This is a genomic window from Microbulbifer maximicatervae (SeqCode) (assembly GCF_052467615.1).
The window spans coordinates 3516750-3528340 of record NZ_CP174319.1; the positions used below are offsets into that span (position 1 = coordinate 3516750).

The 11591-nt window shown below is 45.1% G+C and carries 11 protein-coding genes; 1 reads left to right on the top strand and 10 read right to left on the bottom strand.

All coding sequences use genetic code 11. From position 1 onward, the window contains the following. Window positions 1–39: 39 nt before the first annotated feature. From ACJJIM_RS15585 to ACJJIM_RS15610, 6 genes are all read right to left on the bottom strand, one after another. The gene (locus tag ACJJIM_RS15585) at window positions 40–1218 is read right to left on the bottom strand and encodes a hypothetical protein (RefSeq protein ID WP_413663116.1); all 1179 of its coding nucleotides are present in this window, start codon (window positions 1216–1218) and stop codon (window positions 40–42) included. A gap of 54 nt (window positions 1219–1272) precedes the next feature. Beyond that, on the bottom strand, window positions 1273–1758 hold the full coding sequence (locus ACJJIM_RS15590) for a hypothetical protein (protein WP_444911410.1): 486 nt from the start codon (window positions 1756–1758) through the stop codon (window positions 1273–1275). A gap of 306 nt (window positions 1759–2064) precedes the next feature. Continuing rightward, on the bottom strand, window positions 2065–2910 hold the full coding sequence (locus ACJJIM_RS15595; RefSeq protein ID WP_413663117.1) for a CsgG/HfaB family protein: 846 nt from the start codon (window positions 2908–2910) through the stop codon (window positions 2065–2067). Window positions 2911–2951: 41 nt separating this feature from the next. Continuing rightward, complete coding sequence (locus ACJJIM_RS15600) at window positions 2952–3353, bottom strand: curli assembly protein CsgF (RefSeq protein WP_413663118.1); 402 nt, start codon at window positions 3351–3353, stop codon at window positions 2952–2954. Then, window positions 3353–3781 carry a CsgE family curli-type amyloid fiber assembly protein gene (locus ACJJIM_RS15605; RefSeq protein WP_413663119.1) on the bottom strand — a complete coding sequence of 143 codons (429 nt, stop codon included), beginning with the start codon at window positions 3779–3781 and terminating at the stop codon, window positions 3353–3355. Before ACJJIM_RS15605 ends, ACJJIM_RS15600 begins: the two co-directional genes overlap by 1 nt. A 4-nt stretch (window positions 3782–3785) precedes the next feature. Further along, window positions 3786–4469 carry a helix-turn-helix transcriptional regulator gene (locus ACJJIM_RS15610; protein ID WP_413663120.1) on the bottom strand — a complete coding sequence of 228 codons (684 nt, stop codon included), beginning with the start codon at window positions 4467–4469 and terminating at the stop codon, window positions 3786–3788. A 690-nt stretch (window positions 4470–5159) separates the two neighbouring features. On the opposite strand from ACJJIM_RS15610, the gene ACJJIM_RS15615 reads away from it, so the two are divergent. Then, window positions 5160–6818: an acyl-CoA dehydrogenase family protein gene (locus ACJJIM_RS15615; protein ID WP_413663121.1), complete on the top strand. Its 1659-nt coding sequence runs from the start codon at window positions 5160–5162 to the stop codon at window positions 6816–6818. 42 nt (window positions 6819–6860) lie between these two features. On the opposite strand, the gene ACJJIM_RS15620 is transcribed toward ACJJIM_RS15615, so the two are convergent. From ACJJIM_RS15620 to ACJJIM_RS15635, 4 genes are all read right to left on the bottom strand, one after another. Then, window positions 6861–7601, bottom strand: coding sequence for an SDR family NAD(P)-dependent oxidoreductase (locus ACJJIM_RS15620; RefSeq protein WP_413663122.1), 741 nt, complete (start codon window positions 7599–7601; stop codon window positions 6861–6863). 31 nt (window positions 7602–7632) lie between these two features. Continuing rightward, a complete protein-coding gene (locus tag ACJJIM_RS15625) occupies window positions 7633–9681 on the bottom strand; it encodes an aminotransferase class I/II-fold pyridoxal phosphate-dependent enzyme (protein ID WP_413663123.1) in 2049 nt (682 codons plus the stop codon). A gap of 247 nt (window positions 9682–9928) precedes the next feature. Then, window positions 9929–10333: an NUDIX hydrolase gene (locus ACJJIM_RS15630; protein ID WP_413663124.1), complete on the bottom strand. Its 405-nt coding sequence runs from the start codon at window positions 10331–10333 to the stop codon at window positions 9929–9931. A gap of 80 nt (window positions 10334–10413) precedes the next feature. Then, window positions 10414–11526, bottom strand: coding sequence for a phospholipase A (locus ACJJIM_RS15635; RefSeq protein ID WP_413663125.1), 1113 nt, complete (start codon window positions 11524–11526; stop codon window positions 10414–10416). Between the last annotated feature and the right edge of the window lie 65 nt (window positions 11527–11591).

An 11591-nucleotide genomic window follows, 5' to 3' on the forward strand; every position in this document is an offset into this window, starting at 1 on the left:
CCAATAGGGCGGTTTTTTCATACCTGAGTCTTTTCAGAATCAGTTCTGAGTGATGGTGGCAACGTTGCTCGCACCAACCTGCTCAATGCTCGCCATATTGTATGCACTGCTCTGGCTAACAGTGGCAACATTCTCATAGCCGCCCTGTCCAACATGAGCGGAATGCTCGTAGCCAGTTTGAGCCACAGTAATCAGGTTATCGCCACCAAAGTCTTGGTGAACATCTGCCAGGTTCAACTCACCCGCTTGATCAATATCTACAATATTTGCAACACCAGCACTATAACCATAGGCGGAGTTGCTGTTGCCAGTCTGATCAATATTTGCCAGGTTAGCATCGCCATACTGACCAAAATCAGCACTATTCATGTCACCGGTTTGTACAAGGTTAGCGGTGTTGTCATTGCCAAATTGAGCCATAGCACCAAAGTTATTGGTCTCATTCTGGGTAATATTGGCAACGTTGTTAACACCTGATTGGTAGCCAAAAGCAGCGTTAGCATCACCTTGCTGCAAGATAGTTGCAGTGTTGCTAATGCCGGACTGAGACAGGTCGAGCAGGTTAATATCACCGCTCTGCATCAGGTTTGCATTGTTCTCAGCACCTGACTGATAAACAGTCCCCACGTTGAAGTCACCTACCTGACCACCAACAAAACCGTCAAAAGAGGGGTACCAGGTGCTGTTCCAAACACCGTTATTGTCTCCAACCTGGGTGCTGACGAAGTAGTTGCCATCACCTTCCTGTTGCAGAACGCCCATGTTGTCGTTGCCGTCCTGATACATATCGGCATAGTTAAAGTTAGAGTCAGTATACTGATCCAAATGGATCATATTCTCACTACCAAACTGAGTAGCATAGGCACTATTATAGGAACCGGTCCACTGGTGGATAGTTCCAGAATTACCCTCCCCATCCTGGTAGGTCAAAGCTTCACTGCCCATTTGGCTTGATTGGCTGGTGAAAGCAGCATTGCGATCGCCGAGCTGGGTCTGATCGATGTAGTTGTCATCAGCATAATCCTGAGTTGCATCAGCTACGTTATTATTGCCCTCTTGCCACTGATAGGCAGCATTATTGTTAGCTCCATATACTTGGGTAACATTTGCAGAGTTATTGTCACCGACCTGTACCTGATCACCGTAGTTATTGTCGGCTACAGCCTGGCCTGCGCTAGCAATCAAAGCAATAGCAGCAGCAAGTGTAATTTTTTTCATTTATCAATCTCCCTCGGAATAAAATTATAAATACAAGTAAAATAGTGCAATGCCTTAATCGTACTGCACCAGTTGCACCGCATGGTCGTCACCGAACTGCGCGACATAACCAAACAATCCATCACCATTTTGAATAATGTTTGCAGAATTTCCGTAACCAACCTGGCTAATTAAAGCCACATTATCTACGCCATTCTGTATCGCTGTAGCTTGGTTGTAGGCTCCTGACTGCGATATCGCAGCATAATTAGAATCGCCTGTTTGTTGCACCAAGGCTGCATTTGAGCCACCCTCCTGGATCAGGACAGCCTGGTTGTAAAGACCAGACTGGGTAACTTCAGCAAGGTTGTAATCACCTACTTGTGAAACCTGGGCCAAGTTACCCGTAATTGAATCTTTTCTTAACAAAAGAAGATCCAGAGCACCCTGCCCAGCAGACAATTCATTGTGGTCATCTAAATCAGAAGCCCAGCACAGCGAAAGCGGTAAAACCAGAAACAGAAATAAAATTGCCGTTACTCGTTTAGCTGTAGCAATCACCAACCACCTCTCCAATAAGAACGGTTAACAACTATAAGAAACAACATGAACACTATAGGTAAAAAAAAATATATCTTAAATCAGAAGAAAGATTACATTTAACCGGAAAGAATAAGAAGAACGTAAAACTTTTGTATTAAGGTGGTGATTCAAATCAAAACACACAAAAAATAAAACAGTTCAATTCCACCAAATTACACACACAAACATGAAAATACATAGATATAATTTAATAAAATTCCATTTCGCTAAATTACATATACCTATAAATGAACATACCAATAAAATTTAATATCCGCTAAAGATTTATAATATTTTTACTGGTGTCGCAGAATATTCACTGAGGACAGACATAGGGTATTGGCTATTATCTTCCAACGCCCACAAATTAGCATTAACCCCCTGGGATATAAGATGAATTACCGCCGACTCTATCGCAGAAAGAACACATAATTGAGCTGGATCGTTCGTGGTCATCCCAGCCTCTATTTCAAGTAAGCGTTTGTATTCCACAAAAGTATAAACATCGCCTTGAACTTGCCTCGACAAGATTTTCTTGCTCGTTAAAACACTACTTAGAACTCGTCCACTTCGGACATCTACCGCACGCAGGTTTACAGTAACCTCATCTACACGATATTGTTCAGAAATACCGATACCGAAGTAACGAGCCCCCGCACCCCCTGTTTTAATGTTTGTATCGTAACCGACTATTCCACCCTCTAACATAATATTGGCTGACATAAGAGAAGGCAGATCGAATACAGGACTGGCAGGATTGTCCTGTTCTTTCAGTGCAGCTCTAATTATTTTCCTTTCGGTTAAGAGGTTTTGTAAACCCTCCCGCTCAAGAGTCACAAACCACCCAGATTCATTCAGAACCTGAACCAGCATAGCTGCAGCCCCTTGAGTCACTGCGGTCGAGAATGAGCTGGAGGGCGCTGGCCGATATTGTCCAGTTTGATCACTAAAACCGTACACTGCTGCAACTATTTTCCCTCTAGGAGCAGGCAAACTGACTAAGTCAGAATAGGTGCTCATTCTATCCGTCAAAGTTGCCTTTTGTTGTCCAGGGCCGAACAACGCTTCCTTAACAGAACTGCACCCACTAATACTAAAAACAATAATTAGAATAAATATTCTCGATAACATCGCACCACCCCACAAAACCTAAGCTTACAAATATAATTTTATTAGTTACTTGGATTGAGACCTACAACTACAATTTCAGATATCTCACCCGTAACAGCGTCGGTAATGGTGATCGTCAATTCACCATCAATATCAACAATATTTACGATATAGTCATCAGTTACCAAAGTACCGTCATTACCATTTCCCACATCTGTTAGCAGCTGTGAGAGAAGACGAGATTCTAACGTGTCAGTAAATCTATCCAGGGAAGAAGAATCAGAGTACGGTGAATCCTTAGCATCAGGATCTTTTTTACTGTTCTGTGCGCTAGCATTATTCAGTAAATAATTACCATTAAGAGGATTGCCCCCAAACGATGGATTCACAGGCGTGTACACCAGCTCTGTTGCAAACACCGAGCCAGAAAACAATAAAAAAGCCGTTGTGAATAAAAATTTCATTATATTTCATCCCCCGCCAAATCAACATTTTGAGATAAAAGATCCTGCAACCGTTGCTGCCTCACATTATTATTTATTTGCGAAGCAGCCTGCTCGACAATTGCACCGAACTTTCTCCGCCCAGGATAAATGACAGTTTTAAAGACTTGCTTGCTCTCAAAGGTTACCCAAACAACACTGCCCCACCTTGCCGAAGGCCTTTCATGCACGGTCAGGTTGTAGTCGAATCCTGTCAAATTAGTTGTTATATAAATTGATAGCGATCTAGCGAACTCATGACCTATACCGCTTACCGTATTATCAATTACCAATCCAGTAAGCAGGGATTCCTCAGAGCTTTGATCACTTGTTTCTTGAGCGTAACTTTTGTGAACGATACACGAAAGCGCAACTGTTAACACAGTTGCGTACAAAAATAGTGATTTCATAGTATTACAAGTTTTGACTGGCCCAACTACTTGCTTCTAACCGATTCTTACAGCCTATTTTTCTATAGATTTTATACAAATGACTTTTAACGGTATGCTCACTTACACATAATGTTTCGGCTATATTGGCATTGGTATTACAGTCACAGATCAACTGTAAAATTTGCCGTTCTCGCTGCGTGAGGTTTGAAGCCTTATCGCACCACTTTTTCGGCTTTCTGTGTTGCCTGAGAAAATTATGGAGAACATCTCTTGGAAACCAGTATTCTCCCGAGAATATCCTACCCAACCTCTCCATAATGACTTTTGCTTCGCATTCGGAGGGTATTAATCCCAGAACTTTTTCCCAATGCAGAACAAAATCAATATCGGCCTTCTGATCGACATTGATCAATACTATGTTAGGAGGTGTGGGCAGGGAGTGTATCTCCCTCAAAAGATTCTCGAGATCTGAAGAGGATACATCGGCACAATCAAGAAGAAGGTATTCGGCCTTAATACCACTTAGGGATGAAAGTGTCGAGCGCTGAAGGATAGCGCAGGTAGTCTTAAATTCATCTTCAATTCGCCCGGCAAATATTGAGGATTGAAGATTGACGCATGCGGTTAAAAAGGCAACTGTAATCCCTGTTTTTTCTGACTTAGGGCTAACAACCTTTAGTGGTGCATAATCCTTATGCAAATTCATCTGGGTTCCCCCAATGTGCAGTCCTTTTATGTTTCAGCCTGTTACCAGCCTAACTATTTTTTATCAATTTTCCGCGCTCATCTTACGCTGTGAGCTAAATCTATTCGATCAACTCATTAACTGCAACCGGTAGTGATCTAGATATCAAAAATTCAATCTTAAGTGTGCCAACTTGGTTCTCTAATACCATTTTGTAATACAAAGGTATCATGGATCAGTAAACTAAAAAGAAAAATCAACATGCTTTGGTATAGATTTTCTATCGGCAATAGAACCCTATAAATATCAATTTTTTTGTACTGGTCCACATTATTAATAAATTTATTTTGACTAATTTAAGATAAAAAAAATTGCTACCAACAATAAGACGACAAACACAAGATGATTCGAGCCTCATCAGAGACAGACTGACAAAACGGTATTCGATAGCAATAAAATATAAATTTCACCTCATTACTTTTAAGCCATATTTGATCGAGTAAAATCACCTGAGAATTCATAGGATCAGACCCTGCAAATAAAAACGGCAAAATCACGACTTAAAATTAAACAGCTTAAATAGTAATCAGGAAAAGCTTGTTTTATGCTCATATTCGGCTATGCCTGAACTATTCCCCTAGGGGAATTGGCAAAACCGTACAAGTTAAATTGCAGCATCAAATAGAAATCTACATCCTCCAGGGTGAAGTTATGAACAGTGAGATCCACACATCAGATTGCAAAACCAACTATCAGGTTGCCAACCAGCCCAGCCCGCTTTCTGGTCATAACCTCTATATTGCTGATCAAGCGTTAAAGGAAGCCGTACATATTAATGGGGCCCATTGGGCTGAAGATGACCTGGAGCGGTATGGGGAGGTATGTGGCAGGCCAGAAATGATTGAGCGGGGTTATGCCGCTAATGAATTTAAACCTATCTTCGAAAGTCACGATCGTTCTGGCCACCGCATTGATTTGGTTCGATACCACCCCTCTTATCACCAGCTAATGCAGCTGGCACTTTCAGAAGGTTTACACAGCTCTCCCTGGACCGACCCACGCGCGGGTGCCCACGTGGCCAGAGCTGCAAAAAATTACTTGCACACTCAGCTTGAAGCCGGTCACGGGTGTCCTATCACTATGACCTTCGCCTCAGTGCCCACTATCGAGCTAAACTCTGAAATCGCCATCGAATGGATACCCAAAATAACCAGCCGCACTTACGATGGAAGTAATCGCCCATATTTTGAGAAAAATTCATTGACGATCGGTATGGGCATGACCGAAAAACAAGGGGGCTCAGATGTCAGGGCAAATACCACCGCTGCAATTCCCCTCGCCGATGGAACCTATGAATTATTAGGGCACAAATGGTTTATGTCCGCCCCTATGTGCGATGCCTTTTTAATTCTTGCCCAGACGCCCGGCGGCTTATCCTGCTTCTTGGTTCCAAGATGGAGGCCGGATGGATCGAAGAACCAGCTGGAGATTCAACGCCTGAAGACAAAGTGTGGCAATGTTTCCAATGCATCTTCAGAAGTTGAGATACGCGGCGCATTGGGCTGGCTAATCGGCGAGGAAGGGCGTGGAGTCAGCGCCATCATCAAGATGGTAGCGATTACACGGTTTGATTGCATGATGGGTTCATCTGCAGGGCAGCGGCAAGCTGTTATCCAGGCAATATACAACGCTAGTGAGCGTAAAGCATTTGGCAAAAAGCTGATTGATCAGCCACTGATGCAAAATGTGCTTGCCGACCTGCAATTGGAGGTGGAAGGCTCAATTGCCTTTACCATGCGCATAGCCAGAGCAATGGATCAAGAGGGCAGCGAACACGAAAAGATGCTACTCAGACTCGGGGCCGCGGTGGGAAAATACTGGATATGCAAACGCAGTCCCCATCACGCCTATGAGGCTATGGAGTGCCTGGGAGGCAATGGAGCTATTGAAAACTTTATTACGGCACGGCTGTACCGAGATGCTCCGATAAATGCAATCTGGGAAGGCTCAGGGAATATTCAAGCGATGGACGTGTTACGTGCCATCACTAAAACCCCTGCAGTAATTAGCCACTGGTTTGATGAGTTAAACATTAGCCGAGGCATAAACACACAATTTGATACGGCAGTCGACAAGTTAAGAAACGATCTTTCCGACCTAAATCAATTTGAATACCGTGCCCGTCATATTATTGACCAAATGGCCCTGACCATGCAGGCGCACCTTCTGCTACAGGGGAGTAACCCTTGTGTAACTGACGCCTTTATCAAATCAAGAATAGGGATTAACGGCACACACAATACTGGAAGCCTACCCACTGGGATTGATATCGCCACTATTCTGGAGCGGGGAAACCCTCTTATAACTTAAGATACGATAACAGCTACTATCGCGCCTATTTCACGCTGATCGCTACCAGGGTATAAAACTTCCATCCCATGACAGTAATTTTCCGGTGTCTGCCGATGCCAGTTGACTCAAGACATCTACAATACGATTCGCGCTTAATTCAGGGGTGTAGAGTTTATCTGGGGGCAAATTAGACTGAAAAGGTTTGGATAGTGAAGTATCTGTTGTACCTGGGTGAATCGCTACCACACAACTTTCCTCCAGTTTCCGCGCCCACTCAATAGACAGATTCTTAACCAGCATATTTAATGCGGCCTTACTACACCGGTAGCTGTACCAGCCACCGAGCTGGTTATCCGTGATACTTCCCACCTTTGCCGAAAGCGATGCCCACAACAAAGGGCGTCTACGCTTCAAGAATCCATCCAGTGCGCGCGCTAAATGTAAATGGGAAAGTACGTTGACCTGAATCGACTGCAATAACCAGTGATCATCACATTGCGATAGGGACTTCTCCGGTCCGTGGAACTCATCATGTAAAATGCCACAACAGTTGATTACCCAACTTGGTGGCTCAGAGTGTTCGGCCAAAAAATTTTCAACAATATCGATGGACTCGGCTTGCTCTAAACAAACGGATAAATGGTGTCGCTCACCGACATGGCCAGGAATCATATCAACTGTGATTCGACTCAAGGTCAATAATGTAACTTGAGGATAGCGCCGAATAATTTCGGCGCCAATAGCCTGCGCTATGCCACCGGAAGCACCGGCTATCAACACAGATTGTGGACTTTCGAGCATACCGGCCTCCATGCCGGATTATGGAGTTTTACTATTTTCCTTTCTTTTTCTCTCCAGAAGACTGCACTTTCTCAGCTTTGCCCTTGGAGGCTTCCTTAACGACCCTTAGCATCGGCTCATCAGAGCGGAAAATAAGACCGTGAATTTCTGTCGTATTCTGCCCCTGAAGTAGCTGCTGTAAAAACTGCACTATCTGGGCTGAAATTTCCTGTCCCGGCACAAGGACCGGAATACCTGGCGGATAGGGAACAATTTCATCTGCACTGGTCCGACCAACCAGGTTCTCAATAGCTTCTGTGCCATTATCCATCAGCGGCAATTCTTCTGCTTCCGAAAAATAAGCATCTGCCGGTAGACATGTAAAACGGGTAAATTCTGGCAAACGCCTCGGCGACCCGATATGAATACGCTTGTGAGTATTTCCTGCCAATTGCTTAAGAGCATGAATCAAGCGAAGTAATTTGCTCTCTGTACTACCGAGGGTTACAAGTACAGTAATGGTATTGTAGGTGGTCTTTTCCACCTGGATGCCATACTGATCAAACAATTTAATCTGCATTTCATTGCCAGAGTAACCACTCTTGGAAATATCAATAGTCACCTTGGTGGGATCAAGGCGAATGTTATCACTGGCAAGTGGGTCAGCAATTAAGTCATCACGTGTTAGCGCGCGGAACACACCTGTCTCATTGACGGCATTACGTAAAACTTCCACCATCTTTAGACATTGCTTCAAACGACTATACCCCTCCATCGCCATTTGTTTACGCGCCACATCTAGGCTCGCAATCATTGCGTACTGAGGACTGGTAGAGGCGTGCATATTCAGGTTTTCGCGAAAACGGAATTCATCAAAGTCCGGGTCTTGCACGTGGATCATACTGGCCTGGGAAAAGGCCGACAGCATTTTGTGGGTGCTTTGGGTCACATAATCTGCCCCACACTCCAGTGCTGTGGGCCGTAACTCGGGATGGAAGAAACCATGGGCAAACCAGGCTTCATCCACCAGCACTTTCACTCCACGCTCATGGGCGTAGTCGATAATTGGCTTAAGGTCGTAACGCAACCCATCATAGGTGCAGGAGGTAATTACCAATAGGCGCGCATCACTGTGCTCATCCAGGGCAGCTTCAATATCCGAAAGCTTTACCGGCCCGTAAATTCCAAATTCTGGATGCAGTACAGACTTCAGGTAAACCGGCTCACAGCGATTCATCACAATCGCATGGTGAACTGATTTGTGACACGCTTGGTCAACGATAATTTTTCCGCCACCGCCAAGAATTTGCTGAATAACCACTTTATTCGCGGTAGAAGTGCCGTTGGTCAGGAAAAAGGTATGGCGAGCTCCAAAAGCCTGAGCCGCTAGATCCTGCGCCTCCTGAATAACCGAGTGGGGCTCGAGTAAACTATCTAAAACTTGAACAGATACAGACAAATCTGTATTGAAGATATGTTCACCCATAAAGCGATAAAAATCCCCCACCCAGGGACTATTGCGCAAACTGTCACCACCAGAATGGCCAGGTGTATGCCACGCATCCCGAGCTGAGAATACGTATTCTTTCAGGGTGTCGGCAAAAGGAGTCGAAGCTCTTCGAGCAATAAACGCCTGCACCAGGCGGAACATATGGTTGAAATTGCCCTCACGGCGGTCGAACAACTCATCGAAGCGGCGACGCAAATTTGCCAGGGATTTTGAACCGGATTTGCCCGGCTTGGAGGTTGTTCCAGCAAAACCACTGTGGGCTACGAGGAAGATATTAAGCTGGGAACGCAAAGCGTGAATTCGGTCAGCGAGGTCATCTGCAGCATCCAGCCCCTGCCCGTCACTGCCACCATCGACAATGACCGCTTGCAGGGAATCCTCTTCTTTTGCCAACCTTTCAGCATCTGCAGGCGTTACGGCTTCAAAATGAAGGCCAAAAGGATTGTCGTGTACTGCTGCCGTATTATTGAGAGCGGTAATCCACTCATTGGCCAATTTGCTATCAGAACTGACCAGAGCGACCCGGCACTCTAATTCAAGGCTGTTTTCGTTTAGGTTGCCCAACTCAGGCATCTTCAATTCCAAACCCATAATTCTTATCCATCAGCATAGCTTGCAGGTGAGTACAACTTGCTGTATCAATTATTCAACTATTTGATTTTATTAACTTTTATAAGGCCCCCGCGAGTTGCGGTGGCTCTGGAATTCCAGGGCAATAAACACCAGGGGGCAAATACTAATGTAGGAGGGAGGGGAATTCTGCGACTACATTGCATTTGGCGATTTTCGCCAAATGTACCCAGGCATACCAGATCTATTGCCAAGGAAGATAATAAAGTTAGAACTTTGCGCTACGCACAATACCATTAAACGTGAGGCAATCCTCGACCCTGTGACGCTGTACCTGGGATAATTGGTGAAGCGGAAAGTAAGCCCATTGGGAATGTTCATCAGAGAGAATATAGTCACCCTCTTTAATGAAATGGGCTCGAAAAATAAAAACATGTGAATTGAAAGCGTTGTGGTAGTAGATGCCACTGAGATACTCTATTCGAACTTCTCGTCCAAGTTCCTCATGGCACTCCCGCACCAATGCCTCATGGGCAGTTTCACCCGGGTCTAATGCTCCGCCAGGCAAGCCCCAGCTACGCTCAGCATAAGTCGCTTTCAGCTGTAGTACTTCTCCGCCAGTATTCGTGATTACCGCATGGGCACTCAAGCGGTAACTATCATCAAAGGCCATGAACAAACCCTGATAACAAGTCAGGTTAAGAAGGGAAAAACGAGAGCCTATTCATTGAGAGTACGCCCTCGTCGTTAAGGTTAAAACCCCTGGGCTAATACAAATCCAAATCCTAAAGTTTGCACTGATTCATCATAATCAAGGAGGCTCTCGCCGTAACCATTGAAATAGCGGATATATCCATCGACGCGTTTCCCGAGAGGGAAGCCCCAAGTCAGCTCCACTGCACCACGATTATCTGAGCGCAAATTGTTACGTAACATCAGTGAAACCGTGTGATCTCCATCGCGGTATCGCCCACCTAGTTCAAAATGCCCCAGGTAGTGCTCGATATCCGGATTATCATCATCATCCTTATCTTCAGGAACCCTGTACCAGGGCTTTAGGCTGATTGAATAATTATCCCGCTCAAAAATGAAATTCGCATATATTCTATTCCAGCTACGGGAATAGGGTTCACTGCGCCCATTTGACTGGTGGTTAATCGCTACCTGGTTAGCCACATTATTCCAACCAAATAGGCTCCAGTCATTGAGCCAACTCAGAATCAATTCCGGCTCGTGGTTTGTCTCACGGAAGGGAGCGGAGTCATCGGAGTTGTACGCCTGCCAAAAGCTGCGATTTGTATAGGCGACACTCAGTACAGAAGCCTGCCCCAAAAAACCCCGCCAAATAGGCACCTGCACAGAAAGCTGGAATTGAACTTCGACGTTATCCAACTCTTCTGCCTCAGCTAGGCCTTCAATGTCTGCCAGCCCTCCCTCTTCAGGGGCTGGATTGTAGACCATTGGCAGCACGTAGTTAGTTTTATGGGAAGCTAAAGTAAAAGGGTTATTGGCAGCATCCCTGATAGCCTGAGCCCTCCCCCCTAACAATACTTCATCTGTAGGAAGGTCTTCCTCATACTCGTCGACAATAAAGTCCGCTATCACCGGATCCTCTTCAAGAGTCAGTTCAGCTCTAACTCTTTCAGCGCAGATACGTCGGATTTCCCTTATCGTGACATCGGCATCCGAAACAAGAATTTGCTCGTTCAAGCAGCGCTTATGGTGGGTCTGCAGGTTTTCTCCCGCATCCATAGAAAAAGTTGATTCTGGCGCCTCTTCAGCTAAAGCTGTTGGCAACTGTGCAACTAACCCAACAGAAGAAAGTAATGTGAGCCCGGCAAAAACCCTTCTTCGATAGTAGGACAAAACGCTTTCCCCCAGTCATTTATTGCAATCGTGATGCAAGCTTACACTGGAGAGGATTACAAGTC

Coding starts and splice junctions, on each gene's coding strand:
- ACJJIM_RS15630 (WP_413663124.1), bottom strand. CDS start 10,333: ATGGCCTTTGATGATAGTTACCGCTTGAGTGCCCATGCGGTAATCACG.
- ACJJIM_RS15610 (WP_413663120.1), bottom strand. CDS start 4,469: ATGAATTTGCATAAGGATTATGCACCACTAAAGGTTGTTAGCCCTAAG.
- ACJJIM_RS15605 (WP_413663119.1), bottom strand. CDS start 3,781: ATGAAATCACTATTTTTGTACGCAACTGTGTTAACAGTTGCGCTTTCG.
- ACJJIM_RS15595 (WP_413663117.1), bottom strand. CDS start 2,910: ATGTTATCGAGAATATTTATTCTAATTATTGTTTTTAGTATTAGTGGG.
- ACJJIM_RS15600 (WP_413663118.1), bottom strand. CDS start 3,353: ATGAAATTTTTATTCACAACGGCTTTTTTATTGTTTTCTGGCTCGGTG.
- ACJJIM_RS15625 (WP_413663123.1), bottom strand. CDS start 9,681: ATGGGTTTGGAATTGAAGATGCCTGAGTTGGGCAACCTAAACGAAAAC.
- ACJJIM_RS15585 (WP_413663116.1), bottom strand. CDS start 1,218: ATGAAAAAAATTACACTTGCTGCTGCTATTGCTTTGATTGCTAGCGCA.
- ACJJIM_RS15620 (WP_413663122.1), bottom strand. CDS start 7,601: ATGCTCGAAAGTCCACAATCTGTGTTGATAGCCGGTGCTTCCGGTGGC.
- ACJJIM_RS15615 (WP_413663121.1), top strand. CDS start 5,160: ATGAACAGTGAGATCCACACATCAGATTGCAAAACCAACTATCAGGTT.